Consider the following 19,843-nt stretch of genomic DNA (forward strand, 5'->3'; position numbering starts at 1 on the left):
AGTGGTAATAAATTATCCTAACAAAGTTTTTATGGTTGCATAAAAAAACGATTAAAGTTATAATAGTTTCATGTCAAAATATACTGAAAATTTAGAGTTATAAGGTATTTGTTAGGTAAAGTTACAATATATATAAAACAATTATTAAGGGGGCAATGTAGTGAAAAAACTATCTTTCTTATCATTTTTGTTAGTGCTTAGTATGCTTTTGTCTGCTTGTGGAACGAACGACCAGAACAATGGATCTGATGAAGGAGCAAGTGAAGAAAAGAAAACATTAAGAGTCGTAACCGATGCAGCCTACGCACCATTTGAGTACATGGATGGCGATAAAATTGTTGGATTTGATGTTGATTTTGTTAATGCCATTGCAAAAGAGGCTGGCTATGAAGTGGATATCGTACATGTTGGCTGGGACCCTGTTTTCGTAGAGTTAGAGGATAGAATAGCAGACTTTGCTGTTTCAGCGATTACCATTAATGATGAGCGAAAAGAATCGTATGACTTCTCACACCCTTACTTCCTATCAACTAATAAAATTCTAGTTCCAGAAGGCAGTGATATTAAATCAGCTGCAGACTTAAAGGACAAGAAAGTGGCTGTCCAAAACGGTACCACTGGCCAAGAAGCAATTGAAAGTGTACTAGGAGTAAATAATCCTAATATCAAAAAATTTGAAAATACGGTTCTAGCAATAATGGAGCTTAAAGGTGGCGGCGCTGACGCAGTTGTTGCTGATAACACAGTGGTTGAAGAGTATGCAAAAAATAATCCAAATGATAAGTTTGTTGTCGTTGAAGATACAGAAGCATTCGCAGCTGAATATTATGGCTTAATGTTCCCGAAGGATAGTGAGTTGAAAGCAGAATTTGATAAAGCGATTAACGCCATCTACGAAAATGGAACGTATGCAAAGATATATAAAGAATGGTTTGGTTCTGAGCCGGACGTTGAAGATTTAAAAGCACAACAATAATTGGTTACATGATTTATTAGCGGCGTAACTCTTCCACATAGTGTTACGCCATTTTTTCATTCTAGTAAAGGAGGAGTACGATGGACTTTCGTTTTGATCTCATCATGGACTACGCTCCATTGTTTTTAAAGGGAACATTGCTTACCCTTGGGTTATCACTAGCAGGTATCGTTTTGGGTACCGCACTAGGTTTGGCCATTGGGTTAGGGAAAATGGTCAAGAACAAGTGGTTGTCACTACCTTTTGACTTATATATTACGTTTTTCAGAGGAACGCCATTATTTGTACAAATATTGCTCATTCACTTTGGTCTCGTTCCATTGTTTACAGGAAAAACTGAGCCAGTGACAGCGGCTATTCTCGCATTGTCCTTAAATGCAGGAGCATACATTGCAGAAATCTTTCGAGCAGGAATTCAATCCATTGACAAAGGTCAGATGGAGGCGGCAAGAACACTTGGGATGACTCATTTCCAAGCGATGAGATACGTCATTCTACCACAAGCATTTAAGAGAATGATTCCACCATTAGGAAATGAATTTATTGTTCTTATTAAGGAATCATCATTAGCAGCGGTTATTGCCGCTCCAGAGATTATGTACTGGGGACGAGCTATGCAAGGACAATACTATCGTGTTTGGGAGCCGTATTTGACTGTAGCAGTTATTTATCTCGTCATCACGTTATCATTGAGCTTCCTGTTAAATCGTCTTGAGAGGAGGTTATCAACCGAATGATTAAAGTCAGTAATTTAAAAAAATCCTTTGGAAGTAACGAAGTACTAAAAAATATAAATGCGGAAGTGAAACCACAAGAAGTGGTCGTTGTCATCGGACCTTCAGGTTCAGGGAAATCGACCTTTCTACGCTGCTTGAACTTGTTAGAATCCGTCACAGACGGTCATGTATATATTGAAGGTGTCGATCTAACAGATAAGAGTGTGAATATCAATAAAGTCAGACAGGATGTAGGAATGGTTTTCCAGCAATTTAACCTGTTCCCTCATAAAACGGTTATTGAGAATATTATGATGGCCCCTGTGAAGGTGAAAAAAGTCGATGAAGAAGTGGCTAGGCAAAAGGGTCTGGAGCTTTTACGAAAAGTCGGGCTTGAGGACAAGGCAGATGCCTATCCTGATTCTTTATCTGGTGGTCAAAAACAGCGTGTCGCCATTGCTAGGGCACTTGCCATGGAACCGAAGATCATGCTCTTCGATGAACCAACCTCTGCATTAGACCCAGAGATGGTTGGTGAGGTTCTAGAGGTTATGAAACAGCTAGCAAAAGAAGGTATGACGATGGTTGTTGTGACACATGAAATGGGGTTTGCTAGAGAAGTCGGTGATCGGGTTATTTTCATGGACGGTGGCTATATAGTTGAAGAAAATATCCCTGAAGAACTGTTTAGCAATCCGCAGCAGGAACGAACCAAAGCATTTTTAAGCAAAGTACTATAAAAGGATATCCCTTTTTGCATAATATTTTCTTAATAAGGCCAAAATAAAAATGACTTGTAGCTCAAAGAACAGAGCGGCCTCTCGTATCATTGATACGGGAAGAGTAGTTTATGGGTTGAAGTCCCATCGAGTCAAAAACACAGGTTCTAATTGGACCTGTGTTTTTTTTGAAACTAATATCCTTTTTTAAAATCAACTGCATTAATGGAAGGTTTTTCACCATTTACGTATTGTCGTAAGTTTGGTAAAAAGATATCTTCTACGACTCGTTGATCATAATTTTCCGTTGAACCGGATGTATGAGGAGTAATGATCACATTCTCCATCTCCCATAAAGGATTCATTTCAGGGAGAGGCTCTACCTCGAATACATCTAGTCCAGCTCCTGCAATTTCTCCCGTTTGAAGTGCGTGAATAAGATCCTCTTCCACGACAATTTCTCCTCGACCAATATTAATGAAAAAGGAGGTTGGCTTCATTAATTGAAATTGCTCCATAGAAAATAATCCTTTTGTATCCTTCGTTAAGGGTAGAGTAGAAACCACATAATCGCATTGAGGAAGTACTGAATTCAGTTCTGTTGTAACGTACATTTCATCCACATTTTCTTCAGGAATTTGGGAGTTTCTCACTCCAAGTACTTTCATTCCAAATGCTTTAGCGATCTTTGCCGTTTCTTTCCCAATTGCCCCAACTCCAATAATACCAATCGTTTTTCCGTGGATTTCAAGTTTTAGCCCACCATGATGCCATTGTTTGGATGATTGGTTTCGAACGTATGTATGAATATGACGAGTAAGTGCTAGCATTAATCCGAAGATGGTTTCAGAAATGGGGAAGGCATGGACGCCATTCGCACTTGTAACCATTACTCCACGCTCATTAAGCAATTGAAGGGGTAAATTATTCACACCGGCGCTCCAGGTTTGAACCCATTTCAATGCAGAGGCGCTCCCTATAAGGTCTGTTATATCTTTTTTCCATCCTAAAATAATTTCTGCCTCATGGATACGGTCTTTGTAGATTTCTTTGCCAACAATGATTTCCCAATCTGGTAATATAGCCTTTATTTCGTTAACATATACTTGTTCAATATTATGAGTAACGACTAGCTTTCTCAATGCTCAACACCTACTTTTTTGAAAATTTCGATATTCTAAATATAACATAAAAAAGTAGTGGCCCGCTAATACGAGAAATATGATAAAGTATTCATTACATTATAAAGTTAAGCAGTTGGTGATAAATAGTGGAAAAACAACAAGTGGTATACGACATTATGGAAGTTTGTCTATTAGCAGGGAAAATCATGCTCCAAAGTGGTGCTGAAACATACCGCGTGGAGGATACGATGGAAAGAATAGCCCGTGCCTTTGGGGTTAGGGAGGCGCATTGTTTTGTAACACCAACGGGAATTATTTTTTCAATAGAAAGTACGGAGCCTACAAAAACAAAGCTGGTTCGAATTACAGAAAGAACAACGGACCTACATAAAGTCGCATTGGTAAATGGGGTTTCCCGTCGGATAACGAATGGAGAACTTGATATAGAAAAGGCCTTTCGTGCGTTAACAGAGGTAGAAGAGTCCCAATTAACGTATTCAACAAAGCTTCAAATCCTTGCAGCAGCAATAGCTAGTGGATGCTTTTTAATTATGTTTAATGGGAGTTGGGTCGACTTCCTCCCGGCATTTATTACCGGTGGCTTAGGTTTTACGAGTGTGATTTATTTTCACAGAATGGTTCCTATCAAGTTTATTTCAGAGTTTATTGGATCCATTATTATCGGAATTCTCTCCTATCTATTTATTCATATGGGTATGGGCGTTGAGTTAGATAAAATTATTATTGGATCGGTTATGCCACTTGTGCCGGGTCTATTATTAACCAATGCCGTTAGAGATTTAATGGCCGGACACTTGGTTTCAGGAATCTCCAAAGGGGCAGAAGCGCTGTTAACTGCTTTTGCTATCGGGTCAGGTATTGCTGTCGTATTATCATTTCTATAAAGGAGACGCCTATTCATGTACATTCTTCAACATCTACTATTAAGTTTTTTGGCCGCCGCCGCTTTTGGTATTATCTTTAACGCTCCTAAATCCTCCTTGGTACAATCGGGGTTTGTCGGAATGCTTGGTTGGGGTATTTATATCCTTTTCACAATCAATGGCTCTGATGCAGTTAATGCTACTTTGGTTGCCTCCTTCGTTATTGCAGTAGCCAGTCAGGTCTTTGCAAAGCTATATCGGACGCCGATTATCATATTTATAGTCGCAGGAATCATCCCTCTTGTTCCAGGTGGAATGGCATATGATGCCATGCGTAATTTTGTTGAAAATGACTATAATATCGCTTTAGCCCTTGCTGCGAAAGCCTTCTTAATTTCTGGGTCAATTGCGATGGGAATCGTGTTTTCGGAAGTAATTAACCAGCTTATTAGAAAGACAGCATTTATAAAAAAGAGCTAGTAATGATTCAAAGATTTGCCAAGTTCAAATCCGAATGTCCCTCTCCCTTTTTGTTTACCCTATCCATAGGGGAGGTGTTATACCATGGCAAAAGATGTACTATGTGAGGTAAGTAATTGCGTCCACAATGAAGAAGGAATGAAGTGTGGAGCAGAGCAAATCTTCGTTGTAAGTCACCGTGGAAATGAAGCAGATACTAGCCGTGAAACAGATTGTAAAACATTCGAACCTGAAGGATTATAGAAAAACTAAGGCAGTGCGAGCGAGCACTGTCTTTTTTTATGTGTTTTCGGGATTTCTTACCAAGAAAGCATATTTCCTCCTTATGTGACAAATGCTATTAGAAAGTGAAATAGGAAGTTTACATGGAGTTAGGATGATAATCTTGGTTACCTTTATGTTTTGTTTGATATTTTGTGCATCAATTGGAGTGATCACCGTGTTTGATTTATATCTATATAACCAGCCGCTTTTAACCATTGTAAAAGCGAATGTTTCCTTTCAGCGAGGGACTAGTCAATGGATGATCTATTCCGTTCTTTTGGTTGGCTTCTGCTATAGCATTGGAGTTGACTATAGAGTAAGGAAAAATAAAAAAACAAGTAAATCATCATGAAAAATATTCTTGTTGAAAAATTGTCCCTCTGGCAACTGTTTATTTTAATTTTTATCTTTGAAATTGGAAGCGCAGCCGTTGTAAGTACAGGAAATGATGCGAAACAAGATGCGTGGATCGCTCTTGGGGTAGCGATGATCTTCGGGTTAGGAATAGGTTTGTTTTTCCACTTTCTTCTTTCCAGGGCCCCGGGGAAAAATCTATTTGAGATTTTTCAGCTTTGCTTAGGAAAGTGGATGGGTGGAGCACTAATCATTATGTATATTCTTTATTTTATCTACATTGCTTCCCGTGTTCTTAGAGATTTTTGTGAGTTGATCACCTCTTTTATATTTGAACAGACTCCTGTTGAATTCGTAGCTATTACGATGGTGGTTGTTATCATCTATATGCTGTATTTAGGTATAGAGGTAATGGGGAGAACGAGTGAGATTTTCATTCCTTACTTCTTCTCATTTATTATTATTATTGGAATTGCCGTCTTTATTTCAGGTGAAATGGAATTTACTAATTTACTTCCTATTCTTGGAGAAGGGATAAAGCCGGTAGTAAAGGCGGTTTTCCCGCAGCTTTTAACCTTTCCTTTCGGTGAGCTCATTGCCTTCACCTTAATAATCCCTTATACATCAGAATTTAAAAAGTCTAAAAAGATTATTCTACTAGCTGTATTTGCTAGTGGTCTTATATTGATTTACAATGCAATATTGCAAATCGCAACCTTAGGAGTGCAAATGAGGGCTCGCTCAAACTTTCCACTTCTATCATCTGCCCGTGAAATATCATTGCTGGAGTTTATTGAAAGGGTAGATTTGATTGTTGTCTTTATCGTGATGTATGGAATTATTATTAAGGTTGGTGTCTTTTTTTACGGGGCTTTAAAAGGGTTGGAGCTGTTAAGCAAGCGTCCATATCGAATGCATGTAGTTCCATTAGGAGCAATTATCACTTTTTTATCAGTGAAAATCAGTGATAATTTTGCTGAGCATATCGAGGAAGGGCTAATCGTTGTCCCAATGTTTTTACATATTCCTTTTCAATTCATACTTCCGCTACTAATACTACCGATTCTCTTATGGAAAACAAAGAAGAGTAAGGAGGGAAGGGAATGAAATTATTTGGATCCACTTTTCTAAGGAAGAAAAATAAAAACCGTGGAAAATCAACGGAGGAGGAGTTGTTTCAGCAACAGGACATTACCAAGTATTACTCCAGACAGGTTGATGAAAATAAAAAACATCTAGGGGAGCTATTTAAGGGAACATTCGACTTTAAATGTGAGTCTATTAAAATAGGTGGCCTAAAAGGATATATAACATATATAAGTACGATGATTAATAAAAATGAACTCTCAAACCGTGTCTTACAAGCGGCAACAAACCGTCAAACAGACCAATCATTTCGTGATATGGTTGAAATGAGAGAGCTATACTTCCCATCCATTGACTATAAGGTTTCTAAAAACTTTCATCAGGTTGTATGGAGTGTCCTAAACGGTGAAGTAGTCATTATGGTGGATGGATATATGGAAGCATTAACGTTAGATATCGGGCTTCCCCAGCAAAGGGCGATATCTGAACCGAGTACGCAAACGATCATTCGGGGGCCGAAAGAAGGATTTGTAGAAGCACTCCCTGTTAATATTCAGCTGGTTAGAAAACGATTAAAAAACCCGCGATTACGTTTTGAGGTTTTTCAGATTGGTAGTGACTCAAAGACAAATGTTGCCCTTGGATATATCAATGATATTGTTAATGAAGATCTTCTGTGTGAAGTAAGGGAGAGAATCAATAAGGTAGATGTAGGCGCATTACTGGATTCGGGGAATGTGGAGGAGTTTATCGCGGATAAATCTTTTACTCCTTTCCCTCTTGTTTATAACACGGAACGTCCAGATAGTGTATGTGGGCATTTATTAGAGGGGAAGATGGCGATCATTGTAGATGGGAGTCCATTCGTTCTAACGGTGCCAACTCTATTTGTGGATTTTTTTCAAGCGTCTGAGGATTATTATCAGCCGTTTATCATGGCGAGTTTTGTTCGTATGGTTCGCTATTCATCATTTATGATTGCGTTACTATTACCGTCTTTGTATGTAGCGATATCCACGTTTCATCATGAACTCATGCCTACACAGCTTTTAATAAGCATACAAGCACAAAGGGAAGGTGTCCCCTTTCCTGCTGTTATTGAAATAATGATCATGGAGTTATCTTTTGAGGTGTTAAGGGAAGCTGGTGTACGGATGCCAAGGGTGGTTGGACAAACCGTTTCAATTGTTGGTGCTCTTGTCATTGGTCAAGCGGCAGTAGAAGCAGGACTTGTTTCAAATGTGTTGGTTATCGTTGTTGCCTTTACAGCGATTGCAAGCTTTGTTTCACCCATTTATAACTTCTCAATTGCTACACGCCTGTTACGATTCGTCGTAATATTTAGCGCTTCTTTTATGGGGCTTTATGGCGTTCTTTTGTTTTTAATTATGATGGTTATTCATCTCGTTAGTTTACGTTCCTTTGGGATCCCTTACTTGGCACCTGTAGCACCATTTCGACCAAAGGATCAAGATGATGTATTTATTCGTATGCCAATATGGAAGAATAAAAAACGACCTTCTTATCTTTATCCAAAGACACCCGTTCGAATTAAGGATCAATACAAACCAGGTCCCCCAAAGCCGATGGGAGATCAAAGATGAATCGCAAACCTTTTCTTTTACTAGTGATTTGTATGGGTTTTTTAACGGGGTGTTGGGATCGAGTAGAATTGAATGATATCTCCATCGTAACAGGACTAGCCGTTGATAAAGGCAAGGAAATGAAATATAAATTAACAGTGGAAATTGTTAATGCGAGCCAATTTTCAAAAAGTCAAATGGGTGGAGAGGCAAGCCCTGCCATTACTTACTCACTTGAAGGAAACTCTGTATCTGAGCTTGTGCATAAAATGAATATCGGTATTACTCGGAGATTAATTTTCTCACATACAAGAGTTCTTTATATTGGTGAGGAGGTGGCAAAAGAAGGGGTCCTTGAATTTCTCGATTATCTTGATCGTAGTGGGCAATTTCGAAATGATTTTAATATAGTGATCACACAAGGTGAAAAGGCAGAAGTGTTTACAAAAATTACGTATCCTGTTCAAAAAGTTCCATCCTTAAAAATGCATAAACAAACCCAATCATTCATTGAAGAATGGGGTGGAGACCCAGGGGTTAGATTGACTGATTTTATTTCAGCCGTTACCTCTCTTGGCCGAAATCCTGTTGCAGCTGCCATTAAGCTGAAGGGCGATCCAAAAAAAGGGAGTAGCTCAGAGAATAACCAAAGCTTAGATATAGAATCCCTAGTTGAGATGAACGGCATGGCCGTTTTTCAGGATGATAAATTGGTTGGATTTTTAGATTTAACTGATACAAGAAATTATTATTGGACCCAAGAATTAAAAAATACAAGTCTAAGTGTGCCGTGCGCCAAACAAGACGAGGCCAAATCGAGGGACCAACTATTTAATGATCTAAGAGTAACGGAAACATACACACAGCTCAAGGTAGATCTTAAAAGTGGTAGACCTGTTCTCAAGGTAAAAATTACAGGTGAAACGAGAATTGAAGCAACACAGTGCCCTGATGATATAACAAAGATCGAAACCTATAATAAATTCGAGAAGCAAACAAACGAGTTTGTAGCGAATGAAATACAGAAGACCATCGAGAAGGTACAGGAAGAATATGGTGCAGATATTTTTGGATTTGGGGAAGTGTTTAACCGCCAGCATCATAAGGAATATAAAAAGGTAGAAAAGAATTGGGATGAGGTATTTGCGCAAGCAGAAGTTGAAGTGGAGTCTGATTTACATTTAAGACGTTCGGGAATTAGAGCAAAATCGTTCATATCTGAGATTCCAAAGCAAGATTAGACAACCATTCGTCTTTCAGCTAGTATTTAACTAGAGAAAATAAGAGTAAGCTGAATAGAAAACAGCTTTTTATTAAAGGAGAAGCAGATGAGTACGACGATTGTAAACGAGCTACAACCATTTATAAAGGATATTTGGAAAAAAGAAGGATTTAAAGAACTAACCAGTGTACAAACAAAGGCAGTGCCTATCATTGCAGAAGGAAAAGATGTGATTGCTGAGTCACCCACAGGAACGGGAAAAACTCTTGCTTATCTTCTACCGGTGCTAGATAAATTAGATCCAGAGAAACGAACGATTCAAGCCGTTATTTTAGCATCCTCGCAGGAGCTAGTTATGCAAATCCTTTCGGAGATTCAAAAATGGAGTGAAGGAAGTGGCATACGTTCGGCTTCATTTATTGGAGGAGCAAACGTCAAGCGCCAGCTCGAAAAGCTAAAGAAGCAACCACATATTATTGCAGGAACTCCAGGGAGAATGATGGAGCTGATTGCTCAAAAGAAAATTAAGATGCATGAAGTAAAAACGATTGTTCTAGACGAGGGTGACCAATTACTAACAAAAGAGCATCTGCAGACAGTGACCAATATTGTGAAGTCTACCCAAGCCGATCGTCAAGTCGTCTTATTTTCAGCCACGCTTCCAGAGCATGCAGAAAAGCTAGCAAGAGAGTTGACGAAGGAAGCGGAAGTCATTAAGGTGAAAAAAGATGAAACAATTGAGTCGGGTACCGTTGATCATGTGTTTTTTACTGCGGAACAACGCGATAAAATTAAGCTGCTTGAAAAAATCTCGCGCTTGGAAGAGGCAAGTATTCTGGTTTTCATTAAAGATATCGGAAATTTGAATGTTGTGTCTGAAAAACTAGATTTCCAAAATGTAAAAGCATCCGTTTTACATAGTGACCTAAACAAGGACAAACGTAAAAATGCTTTGAAGGATTTTCGAACAGGCAAGGTAAATATGTTACTTGCAACGGATGTGGCTGCAAGAGGGTTAGACATTAAAGGGATCACGCACGTGGTTCATTATGATTTCCCTCGAGATATAGAACAATATGTGCACCGATCCGGACGTACAGGAAGATTTGGGGCAGAAGGCACGGTGATCTCTTTAGTGAATGAACGTGAGGAAAGAGATTTAAAGAAATTTACTAGGGATTTGAAAAAGGACGTTGTCAAAAAGGTGTTTTTTAAAGGTCAGATGGTGGATGCTGATTCAAGAAGGTAATTTCCAAGGAGTGGGAACAAGTTTCCCGCTCCTTATTGTATAATAAAGGAAACAAAATAAGGGGTTGAAAGAATGGAGAATCCACGTTTACATATAGCTTCTGAAGATTGGCTTGAAGAGGCAACCATTGATTTAATTCAGGAAAAAATGGCCTCTAGTGAGGTAACCTCAAAAGAGCTTGTAACCATGTATTTGCATCGCATTCGTACGTTAGACCCAAAAATCAATTCCATTCTTGAAGTGAATCCTCATGCCATTCAGATTGCTGCTAGTCTTGATGCAGAACGAAAGACGAAGGGACCACGCGGCCCGCTCCATGGGATTCCTGTATTAATTAAGGATAATATCGACACGGGTGATCATATGCATACAAGTGCAGGTTCGCTAGCTCTTGCTGATTCATATGCAAAAGAGGACTCGAAGGTAGCCGCTCTATTAAGAGAAGCGGGTGCAATCATTTTAGGAAAAACCAATATGACCGAGTGGGCGAATTTTATGGCTGAAGGAATGAAAAGCGGATATAGCTCTCGTGGGGGACAAGTGTTAAACCCATACGGAACTGGTCAGTTTGATGTGGGAGGATCAAGTTCGGGATCAGGTGCTTCTATTGCAGCAAACCTAGCCGTCATAGCTGTTGGTACAGAAACCTCCGGGTCCATTTTAAGTCCCGCAAGTCAAAATTCCTTAGTTGGGATAAAGCCGACGGTAGGATTAGTGAGTCGTAAGGGGATTATACCGATTTCTCACAGCCAGGATACAGCCGGTCCAATGGCGAGAACCGTTACGGATGCAGTCTATTTATTAAGCGCTTTATCTGCTCAAGATCAAAATGACCCAGTAACATTAACCAACACAGAGTTATCTGGAACAGACTTCACCTCCTATTTAGATCTGCAGGGGTTAAAAGGAGCACGAATTGGGATTACCCGTGATGTGTACTTTGGGTATTTAAATGAGGGACAGCTTCAGGTGATGAATAAAGCCGTTGAAAAGCTGGTTGAACTAGGTGCAGAGGTCGTAGATCATGTAGTTATTCCTTCAACAGGACGAAAATGGAGCTATGATGTACTCACGTATGAGTTTAAATCAGATGTGAATGCATACTTAAAAACAGTGGATTCCTCGGTTAAAGTAAGGTCACTTTCGGATGTGATTCAGTTTAATAAAGAAAACGAAGAAACATGCTTAAAGTATGGACAAGTCGTTTTAGAGGAAGCAGAAGCTACTTCTGGTAGGCTAACCGAAGAAGCCTATTTAAAAGCACTGGAAGAAGATCTATACTATTCAACCGAGCAGGGGATCGATTACGTGTTAAAGGAACACCAACTGGATGCGATTGTGTTCCCTAATAATTTTGGAGCAGGTATTCCTGCGAAAGCAGGCTACCCGTCGATAACAGTTCCCGCTGGATACACGAGTGAAGGAGAACCTGTTGGAATCACCTTTACAGGGACTGCTTATAGTGAGCCAACCCTAATTAAACTCGGGTTTGCCTTCGAACAAGCAACCAAGCATCGAAAACCTCCAATTATCGAATAAGGTGTACCTTTCCTTCTCATACTACCTATGTAAGTATCCTCTTTTTAAAAGGAGATGTTTTACATGGGAAGAACAAAGCTTGGGAATGCCAACGCGCAGCGTAATAATAACCAAAAGCAGCAACAAACTAGCTCCGAGCTTGTAGAGTTTTCTACAACGGATAAAAAGGACATTCGTCGAAATCGTCCGATGAATCAATAACAAAAAAGAACTGGCCGAATCATTTTCGGCCAGTTTTTTTAATCCAATTCCACTTTTTTAAGTGGCTTGTTTGCGGGCCCCTCCACAACTTCACCATCGTAAGTATATCGTGATCCATGACAAGGGCAATCCCATGTGCGATCTCCGTGATTCCATTCCACTTCACACCCTAAATGAGTACAAGTCGTATCTACGAGATGAAGACAGCCGTCATGGTCGCGATAAGCACCAGCGCGCTCTCCTTTTACCATAACGACAGCCCCTTCATCAACTTCCACTTCGTTCGGCTCTTTCCCGACGTATTCAAGCTTCCCTTTTACTAGGTGCTTTGCTACATCTGCATTCAGTTTAATGAACTTTTTAATATCCGGATCAGCATCGAAGCGCTGAGGAGCATAAAAGTCACGATAGGCATTTTCTTTTTCAAGGATGGTATCTGCAAGAACAAGTGCTGCTTGTGTTCCGTTAGTCATTCCCCATTTACGATACCCGGTTGCGATATGAATATTGGGATTATTCTCAGTAACAGGTCCAATATAAGGGATTTTATCTAGTGTAATCATATCCTGTGCCGACCAGCGGTACTTGTACTCTTTAATACCAAGGACATCATTAGCAAATTTCTCAAGAGCCAAGTAATGCTCCAATGTATCAACACCTTGTCCAGTCTTATGACCGTCACCACTCACTAAAACGAGTTGTTCCCCATTATCCAGTGGAGTTGAACGTAATGACCGTGTAGGAGAATCGGCGCTATAGTACATTCCGCCAGGAAACTCCTTTTGTGTTGTAACCGCAACGATATAGGAACGTTTAATTTCTAGCCGAGTAAAATAAAAGCCATTTTTATCAACAAATGGATAATGAGACGCTGCAATGACATGCTTGCACGTTACCTTTTTCCCATTTCTTAATACGACCTTAGGTTGGGAGCCCTCCTCAACATCGGTAGCCGTTACATTTTCATAGACCACACCACCCGCTTCAATAAATTTGCGTAAAAGCACGTTTAAGTATTTGAGTGGGTGAAATTGAGCTTGATCATGCATTACAAGGGTAGACATGGATTTCATGTTAAAGGGAAGAGCTTCCTCTGTTAACTCACCACGAATGCCTAACTTTTGATAGGCATCGGCTTCCTCCTCCACTTTATAGGCATTTTTCTCTGAAACTGCATAAATAAAAGCCTCTTGGTTTGAGAAATCGCATTCGATACTGTGTTCGTTTACCATTCGACTGATAAATTCCATTGCGTCTGTAGCGCCTTGGTAATAAAGTTTTGCTCGTTCTTCTCCAAAGTTTTGGAGCAACTCATTATATATTAAGCCATGCTGAGCCGTGATTTTTGCCGTCGTATGGCCAGTCGTTCCATTTAGAACTCTTCCGGCTTCTAGTATGGCAACCTTTAAGCCTTTATTAGCTAAAAGATAACCTGCTGTTATGCCGGTGATTCCTGCCCCGACAATAGCGACATCTACGTTGATATCCTCGATTAAAGAATTGTAAATGGGTAAATCCATATCTCTCCAGTATGGTTCTGGAAAGCGGGGCATTTCATAATCCTTCATAGACATAGCCGTTCCTCCTCAAATCTACTAGATAAACATAATTTTTCCAAGTGAGAGAGAAATATGTATAAGGGAAAGGATAAATTTTAAAGACGTACATGTGGTTTTGTACATACTAAAAGAAACAAAACAAAGGGGGGACCATCATGCCTGAACTACCAGAAATGGAGACGTATCGGAAGTTGTTAAGTGAGCGATTGTCAGGGAAAGAAATTTCAAATGTGGCCATTAACCGTGAGAAATCCATCAATATGGAGAGCGGAACTTTTATCAATAAAGTGAAAGGAGCAAAAATTCAAGCCATTCATAGAAGAGCAAAGCACTTAATTTTTAAGCTAAGTACGGGAGACAATCTGTTGCTCCATTTAATGCTTGGTGGGTGGATATATATCGGAAGTGAAAATGACCAGCCGAACCGAACCAAACAGGTGATTCTTTCCTTTGGAGAAATGGAGTTATATTTTATTGGTTTACGGCTAGGATATTTGCATCTTTTATCAGAAACAGAGCTGGAAAAGGAGCTCTCTGACCTAGGTCCTGAACCGTTGAATGGACATTTACCTTATGCAGCTTGGCAGGATTTAATCGGAGGAAAAAGAGGGCGGCTTAAAACCACTCTTCTTGACCAACAATTTATTGCGGGAATAGGAAATTGCTACTCTGATGAGATTTGTTACGGAGCTCGACTCATGCCAACCAAGCAAGCAGATACACTGGATGAGGAAATGCAAAAGGATCTTTATGAGGCGATTCAGTCGGTCCTACAAAGAGCACTTGGATTTGGAGGCTATATGGATCAGCCATTGTATAAAGGAGATACCTTTACAGGAGGCTATAATGACCATTGTTTTGTTTATGATCGGGAAGGGGAATTGTGCGGAAGATGCGAGGGAACGATTTGTTTTGAAGAGGTTTCCTCGAGAAAATGCTTTTATTGTCCAAAATGTCAAAGGAAGTAAAAAAGTGGCCCGATCAGACTCGAGCCACTTGCTTCTATTCTTTTGGAGCGGGATCAATTCGATGTGCATCCTCTGAATCAAGAGCTTTTCTAAGATAATAGATAAATACACCACCTACAATTCCTAAGCAAATAACAAATCCAACGGTTGTTACCCACATCAAACCCATGGAAATCCCTCCTTTACACACTATATGAAGGGGGCAATGAATCTTTTCCAATTTGGAAACATTCTCCTTGATTTTTTTAGAGGAGGAAGATGAATTCTATTATTGTTAGGAGGTGGAAAATATGCTTAAAAAGCTATTCTTGGGAATTGTTTTATTACTGTCATTGGTGGTTATCCCGATAAACTCGTTCGCACAACAAGTGTATACGGTCCAACCGGGAGATAGCTTATGGAAAATTGCTGTTCGTTATCAAGTGGGATTGTCTGAAATTATTCAAATGAACCCGCAATTCAAAAATCCAGCTCTAATCTATCCGGGTCAAAAGGTAAACATTCCAAACTTTGATGCAACCAAGTCCATTGAAAACCAAGTGGTACAACTGACCAATCAAGAGCGTGCAAAGTATGGGTTAAAACCGCTAGTTGCGGACTGGGAACTGGCAAGAGTGGCACGTTACAAATCAGCTGATATGAGAGACCGGAACTATTTTTCGCATACAAGCCCTACATACGGATCGCCATTTGAAATGATGAAAAACTTCGGCATTTCGTACCGTAGTGCAGGAGAAAATATTGCAGCGGGTCAACGCACACCGCAAGAGGTAGTGACTGCATGGATGAACAGTGAAGGTCACCGCAAAAACATCCTGAGCTCTGGATATACGCACATCGGAGTCGGCTATGCTCAAGGCGGGTCAAAGCAGCATTACTGGACACAAATGTTTATATCGAAGTAGGAAAAGTCGGAGGTTTTTACTCCGGCTTTTTTATTTGGTTTTCCTATTCGTATGCACTATCATCCTCGATTTACCACCAGTCCTACTCCTCTCTAAGCCTCAAGTCTTATATGAAAATCAAGCTTAAGCTCGTTATGAGAAGTTTGAAATCTAGGTAAGATGATATCAAGAAGGGAGGCAACAACAAATGAAAAAATTCGGGTTGCTTTTAATAGGAGGCATTGCAGCGTTAGTTTTATTAGCAAATCTTGGTCCAATGGTAGGGTTAGTAGTCAGCATGGCGATTCTGTACTTTGTGTTTAAGCAGTTTTTAAAGACAGATTCGATGGGGATGAAGATCGGGTTAGGAATCCTAGGATTCATTCTCCTGATGGCGTCTATCTCTAACGCACCAGCGCTTGTTGGGATTGTAGCTGCATATATTCTCTATGGTGTTTACAAAAAATTTAATGAAACAAAAGTAATGGAAAAAGTTTCAAATGACCCTTTTCAAAACTTTGAAAAGCAATGGTCTGAACTAAAAAATAATTAATTCTAAAAAGAGGAGAGATATTTAATGTCAAACTTATTTACTCGATTAAAAAACACGATTGTAGCCGATCTAAATGAAGTACTAGAACAAAAGGAAAACAAAAATCCGATTGTGATGCTAAACCAGTATTTACGTGAATGTGAGCTAGAAACAGAAAAAGTGAGAAAGCTTGTTGAAAGACAATATAATTTACGTGATGGTTTTACTCGCGAGTGGAAGCAAGCACAGGAACTGGCTGAAAAAAGAAAATATCAAGCGGAAGTAGCACAAAATGCAGGTGAAACAGATCTTTATACATTTGCCAGTGCGGAGCAGCTTCAATACGAAGAGAGAGCCACACGATTAAGTGAATCCCTTCGTTACACGGAAAATCAATTACAGGAGCTTGAGCAAAAATACGAGGAAATGAAGCACAAGCTAAAAGACATGCATATACGTCGCATGGAGTTAATGGGAAGAGAAAATCTATCTCGTGCCCACCATCAAATGAATAAAGTGCTAGACAGTGACAACTACGCAAACCAATCCGGTTCGCGCTTTCAAGAAATAGAGTCGTACCTTGATCGTATCGAGGAGAAAGTAAATACCTCCTACTACAGAAACACCATTGATGCTCGCATCGCCAAACTAGAAAAAGAAATGAAAGAAACTACTACTTTATAAAAAAAACTGGTATTGTAAAAGATAGAGCTTAGAAGGCGTAGCGTTTACGCCTTCTATAGGTATATACAGGAGAGGAGGAATCAACATGGTAGGAAAAAAGAAGAGTGATCTTCTCAGCTGGGCAGTTATGTTTGGAATTGTAGTGTTATTACTTGAAGTCACTTTCTTTAATCGTGGACTGATCTTCTCCCTCCTTGTTGCATCAGGAATGATCTACATCGGGAGGAAGCGCCAGCCAAAAACATCAGGCAAGTTCTTATTTTGGGCAGGAACGATCTTCTTTATTTTAAGCGTATTTAATATGATGACGATTAAAGTCTTTTTGTTTGGAATACTGGGCTATTTAATCATTCAATTTGCCAAGTCCAAGCGTTCCCCAGAAAAAATTCAGCCTGAGGTAGTGGAGGGAGAAACAAGTACTCCACAGACTGAAGCCATTGTGAAGAAAACGCCCTTATTTGAAAATACTATTTTCGGTGAACAGAGAACGAAAGACCATGTGTATGAATGGAATGATATTAATATACAGACAGGAATCGGTGACACGATCATCGACCTAAGCTATACCGTTTTACCAAAAGGTGAGACGATTATATTTGTACGAGGATTAGTCGGGAATATCCAGATTCAAGTTCCTTACGATGTTGAGGTTTGCGTGAATCACAGTGTTCTGGCTGGCTCTAGTAATATATTGAATGTAACAGGAGATAAGCTGTTCAATCAGAGACAACATGTGCAAACGAGCGAGTATGAGAAAGCGGATCAGAAGGTGAAGGTATTCACTTCGATGCTGGTGGGTGACCTCGAGGTGAAGCGAGTATGAGTATCGTACAACGCCAAATCGTGTGGGGCATTACGCTTTCTCTATTAGTCTTCATCTTTTTATCCATCTCTTTTTTCATGGCTTTTCCAGTCTACAATTGGTCTGAACTCTGGGAAGTTGATTTAATGGATATCCCATTCATCTTCTTTCTTCCAAGCGTAAGTATTGCGATTGGAATTTTGTTTGGTTTGGGGTCTGGGTTCTATTGGAGTAAGCAGATGCAAACAATTGATGATCTTCTTCATGAAGTAGAGGAAGGACGCGCTAGTCAGAGGGAGAACGGCATCTCCTATGAACCGATCCTCCAAAGAGTTCGGAAAATCCAAAAGCAAATTGCTGACCAAGCAAAGGCTTCTCAGAAGCTTGCGAATGAAAAAGCAGAGGATCAGGAAAATCGGATTCAAGAAATCATCTCTCAAGAACGCAATCGGTTAGCCAGAGAGCTCCATGACTCGGTAAGCCAGCAGCTCTTTGCAGCTTCGATGATGATGTCTGCAATCAATGAAACGAAGCAGGTTGAGAGTGAAGATCGAGAAGCAAAGCAGATGAAGATGGTAGAAGAAATGATTCACCAGTCTCAATTGGAAATGAGAGCGCTTCTTCTTCATTTACGTCCAGTGCCGTTAAAAGGAAAAACCCTACAAGAAGGAATCGAAGAGTTGTTAGTCGAACTATCACAAAAAGTAACGATGGAAATAGGATGGAAGGTAGAGGAGTTTCCTCTGGATAAAGGGGTAGAGGACCATCTCTTTCGAATCCTTCAGGAATCTGTATCGAACATTCTTCGTCATTCAAAGGCGAAGGAGCTGGAGGTTTTGCTCATACAACGAGACAATTTTATCATTATGAGGGTAGTAGATGATGGGATTGGATTTGATGTGGAAGAATCAAAAGCTGGTTCGTATGGACTTCAAAATATGCATGAACGTGCAGTCGAAATAGGTGGAACGTGTAAAATTATTAGTGTGAAAAATAAAGGTACCCGTCTAGAAGTAAAGGTTCCGTTGATGAGGAAGGGTGAGAGCAGTGATTAGAGTCGTGTTTGTGGATGACCATGAGATGGTAAGGATTGGAGTTTCCTCGTACCTATCTGCACAGCCAGATATTGAGGTTGTAGGTGAAGCGGATAATGGGAAAACAGCGATTCCAATGGTACTGGAGTTAAGGCCAGATATCGTATTAATGGATTTAGTAATGAAGGAAATGGATGGCATTGAAGCAACACGTCAAATCATTGCGAAGTGGCCCGATGCAAAAATCATCATTGTGACGAGCTTTTTAGACGATGAAAAAGTATATCCGGCACTAGAAGCGGGAGCAACGAGCTACATGTTAAAGACCTCAAAAGCGAGTGAAATAGCTAACGCTGTCCGTGCAACCTATCACGGTCAATCGGTCCTTGAACCTGAGGTGACTGGGAAAATGATGTTGAAAATGCGTCAGAAAAATGATGTTGCCCCCCATGAGGAGCTTACTTCTCGGGAAATGGAAATCCTCTTGTTAATGGCTGAGGGAAAAAGCAATCAAGATATTGCGGACGACTTGTTTATTGCTCTAAAGACCGTAAAAACCCATGTTAGTAATATTTTAAGCAAGCTTCAAGTACAAGATCGAACGCAAGCCGTTATTTACGCGTTCAAACATGAGCTGGTAAAGTAGATTTTACATAAATTTCTTGCTTTTCAGCTTCGGATTGAATATCATAAAAGTAACTAAACTGAAACGGAGGTGGAAAGAGATGAAAAATGCTGTTTTGATGCGCGGATTCTGGATGGACTATACGTATATCGTCCGTGCAATTTTTGCTGGTTTTGCGAACAACGGGAGAAGTCTGCCCTTTTTTAGCAATTCCATAGCAAACTAAACAGTGAAACATCTCTTATCCACAAATATGAACGGATAAAAGAGGGCTTCATGCTCTCTTTTTTTCGTACACATTTTTCGTGCCATGGGATTTTTCCCATGGTTTTTTTTGTGTAAAAAACTTACAAACAAA

At 39.9% G+C, this 19,843-nt stretch carries 24 protein-coding genes; 21 read left to right on the forward strand and 3 right to left on the reverse strand.

Annotated features, from left to right (window positions below; all coding sequences use genetic code 11):
* Positions 1 to 160: 160 nt before the first annotated feature.
* The 3 genes from BKO01S_RS09790 (at position 161) to BKO01S_RS09800 (ending at position 2,432) form a co-directional block, all read left to right on the forward strand.
* On the forward strand, positions 161 to 976 hold the full coding sequence (locus BKO01S_RS09790; protein ID WP_066052528.1) for a basic amino acid ABC transporter substrate-binding protein: 816 nt from the start codon (positions 161 to 163) through the stop codon (positions 974 to 976).
* Positions 977 to 1,056: 80 nt separating this feature from the next.
* The gene (locus tag BKO01S_RS09795) at positions 1,057 to 1,713 is read left to right on the forward strand and encodes an amino acid ABC transporter permease (protein ID WP_066052531.1); all 657 of its coding nucleotides are present in this window, start codon (positions 1,057 to 1,059) and stop codon (positions 1,711 to 1,713) included.
* Positions 1,710 to 2,432, forward strand: coding sequence for an amino acid ABC transporter ATP-binding protein (locus BKO01S_RS09800; RefSeq protein WP_066052534.1), 723 nt, complete (start codon positions 1,710 to 1,712; stop codon positions 2,430 to 2,432). The genes BKO01S_RS09795 and BKO01S_RS09800 overlap by 4 nt, the downstream gene beginning before the upstream one ends.
* A 173-nt stretch (positions 2,433 to 2,605) precedes the next feature.
* On the opposite strand, the gene BKO01S_RS09805 is transcribed toward BKO01S_RS09800, so the two are convergent.
* Complete coding sequence (locus BKO01S_RS09805; protein WP_066052536.1) at positions 2,606 to 3,553, reverse strand: D-2-hydroxyacid dehydrogenase; 948 nt, start codon at positions 3,551 to 3,553, stop codon at positions 2,606 to 2,608.
* Between the two features lie 158 nt (positions 3,554 to 3,711).
* Here BKO01S_RS09805 and BKO01S_RS09810 point away from each other — a divergent pair, with 158 nt between their 5' ends.
* The 10 genes from BKO01S_RS09810 (at position 3,712) to ypzF (ending at position 12,397) form a co-directional block, all read left to right on the forward strand.
* Complete coding sequence (locus BKO01S_RS09810) at positions 3,712 to 4,440, forward strand: threonine/serine exporter family protein (RefSeq protein ID WP_066052767.1); 729 nt, start codon at positions 3,712 to 3,714, stop codon at positions 4,438 to 4,440.
* Positions 4,441 to 4,455: 15 nt separating this feature from the next.
* On the forward strand, positions 4,456 to 4,899 hold the full coding sequence (locus tag BKO01S_RS09815) for a threonine/serine exporter family protein (protein ID WP_066052541.1): 444 nt from the start codon (positions 4,456 to 4,458) through the stop codon (positions 4,897 to 4,899).
* An 84-nt stretch (positions 4,900 to 4,983) separates the two neighbouring features.
* On the forward strand, positions 4,984 to 5,142 hold the full coding sequence (locus BKO01S_RS23900) for a DUF1540 domain-containing protein (protein WP_084362032.1): 159 nt from the start codon (positions 4,984 to 4,986) through the stop codon (positions 5,140 to 5,142).
* Between the two features lie 196 nt (positions 5,143 to 5,338).
* On the forward strand, positions 5,339 to 5,515 hold the full coding sequence (locus BKO01S_RS24360) for a hypothetical protein (RefSeq protein ID WP_157077348.1): 177 nt from the start codon (positions 5,339 to 5,341) through the stop codon (positions 5,513 to 5,515).
* Complete coding sequence (locus BKO01S_RS09820) at positions 5,512 to 6,624, forward strand: GerAB/ArcD/ProY family transporter (RefSeq protein WP_066052546.1); 1,113 nt, start codon at positions 5,512 to 5,514, stop codon at positions 6,622 to 6,624. Before BKO01S_RS24360 ends, BKO01S_RS09820 begins: the two co-directional genes overlap by 4 nt.
* Positions 6,621 to 8,207 (forward strand): spore germination protein, encoded by a 1,587-nt coding sequence (locus BKO01S_RS09825; RefSeq protein WP_066052549.1) that lies wholly within the window; start codon positions 6,621 to 6,623, stop codon positions 8,205 to 8,207. The genes BKO01S_RS09820 and BKO01S_RS09825 overlap by 4 nt, the downstream gene beginning before the upstream one ends.
* A complete protein-coding gene (locus BKO01S_RS09830; RefSeq protein WP_066052553.1) occupies positions 8,204 to 9,427 on the forward strand; it encodes a Ger(x)C family spore germination protein in 1,224 nt (407 codons plus the stop codon). The genes BKO01S_RS09825 and BKO01S_RS09830 overlap by 4 nt, the downstream gene beginning before the upstream one ends.
* Before the next feature lie 87 nt (positions 9,428 to 9,514).
* On the forward strand, positions 9,515 to 10,657 hold the full coding sequence (locus BKO01S_RS09835; RefSeq protein ID WP_066052555.1) for a DEAD/DEAH box helicase: 1,143 nt from the start codon (positions 9,515 to 9,517) through the stop codon (positions 10,655 to 10,657).
* A 72-nt stretch (positions 10,658 to 10,729) separates the two neighbouring features.
* Positions 10,730 to 12,196 (forward strand): amidase family protein, encoded by a 1,467-nt coding sequence (locus tag BKO01S_RS09840; protein WP_066052556.1) that lies wholly within the window; start codon positions 10,730 to 10,732, stop codon positions 12,194 to 12,196.
* 63 nt (positions 12,197 to 12,259) lie between these two features.
* Positions 12,260 to 12,397: a protein YpzF gene (gene ypzF / locus BKO01S_RS24630; RefSeq protein WP_198158794.1), complete on the forward strand. Its 138-nt coding sequence runs from the start codon at positions 12,260 to 12,262 to the stop codon at positions 12,395 to 12,397.
* A gap of 38 nt (positions 12,398 to 12,435) precedes the next feature.
* Here the strand turns inward: ypzF and BKO01S_RS09845 are convergent, their stop codons facing one another.
* Complete coding sequence (locus tag BKO01S_RS09845; RefSeq protein ID WP_066052559.1) at positions 12,436 to 13,971, reverse strand: FAD-dependent oxidoreductase; 1,536 nt, start codon at positions 13,969 to 13,971, stop codon at positions 12,436 to 12,438.
* A gap of 140 nt (positions 13,972 to 14,111) precedes the next feature.
* On the opposite strand from BKO01S_RS09845, the gene BKO01S_RS09850 reads away from it, so the two are divergent.
* Positions 14,112 to 14,924, forward strand: coding sequence for an Fpg/Nei family DNA glycosylase (locus BKO01S_RS09850; protein WP_066052562.1), 813 nt, complete (start codon positions 14,112 to 14,114; stop codon positions 14,922 to 14,924).
* 34 nt (positions 14,925 to 14,958) lie between these two features.
* Here BKO01S_RS09850 and BKO01S_RS25005 read toward each other — a convergent pair whose 3' ends face one another.
* Positions 14,959 to 15,093 (reverse strand): hypothetical protein, encoded by a 135-nt coding sequence (locus BKO01S_RS25005; protein WP_269748512.1) that lies wholly within the window; start codon positions 15,091 to 15,093, stop codon positions 14,959 to 14,961.
* A gap of 121 nt (positions 15,094 to 15,214) precedes the next feature.
* On the opposite strand from BKO01S_RS25005, the gene safA reads away from it, so the two are divergent.
* The 7 genes from safA to BKO01S_RS25115 all read left to right on the forward strand — a co-directional run bounded on the left by safA (position 15,215) and on the right by BKO01S_RS25115 (position 19,711).
* A complete protein-coding gene (gene safA / locus BKO01S_RS09855; protein WP_066052565.1) occupies positions 15,215 to 15,829 on the forward strand; it encodes a SafA/ExsA family spore coat assembly protein in 615 nt (204 codons plus the stop codon).
* 187 nt (positions 15,830 to 16,016) lie between these two features.
* On the forward strand, positions 16,017 to 16,361 hold the full coding sequence (locus BKO01S_RS09860; RefSeq protein WP_066052569.1) for a lmo0954 family membrane protein: 345 nt from the start codon (positions 16,017 to 16,019) through the stop codon (positions 16,359 to 16,361).
* A 24-nt stretch (positions 16,362 to 16,385) separates the two neighbouring features.
* Positions 16,386 to 17,024: a PspA/IM30 family protein gene (locus BKO01S_RS09865; protein ID WP_066052572.1), complete on the forward strand. Its 639-nt coding sequence runs from the start codon at positions 16,386 to 16,388 to the stop codon at positions 17,022 to 17,024.
* Positions 17,025 to 17,109: 85 nt separating this feature from the next.
* Positions 17,110 to 17,847 carry a cell wall-active antibiotics response protein LiaF gene (gene liaF / locus BKO01S_RS09870; protein WP_066052576.1) on the forward strand — a complete coding sequence of 246 codons (738 nt, stop codon included), beginning with the start codon at positions 17,110 to 17,112 and terminating at the stop codon, positions 17,845 to 17,847.
* The gene (locus tag BKO01S_RS09875) at positions 17,844 to 18,881 is read left to right on the forward strand and encodes a sensor histidine kinase (protein ID WP_066052579.1); all 1,038 of its coding nucleotides are present in this window, start codon (positions 17,844 to 17,846) and stop codon (positions 18,879 to 18,881) included. Before liaF ends, BKO01S_RS09875 begins: the two co-directional genes overlap by 4 nt.
* Complete coding sequence (locus BKO01S_RS09880; protein ID WP_066052582.1) at positions 18,874 to 19,506, forward strand: response regulator transcription factor; 633 nt, start codon at positions 18,874 to 18,876, stop codon at positions 19,504 to 19,506. Before BKO01S_RS09875 ends, BKO01S_RS09880 begins: the two co-directional genes overlap by 8 nt.
* 79 nt (positions 19,507 to 19,585) lie before the next feature.
* Positions 19,586 to 19,711: an RAxF-45 family protein gene (locus tag BKO01S_RS25115; protein WP_306663969.1), complete on the forward strand. Its 126-nt coding sequence runs from the start codon at positions 19,586 to 19,588 to the stop codon at positions 19,709 to 19,711.
* The last annotated feature ends 132 nt before the right edge of the window (positions 19,712 to 19,843 follow it).

The organism is Robertmurraya korlensis NBRC 107688, assembly GCF_001591645.1.
Lineage (GTDB): Bacteria > Bacillota > Bacilli > Bacillales > Cytobacillaceae > Robertmurraya_A.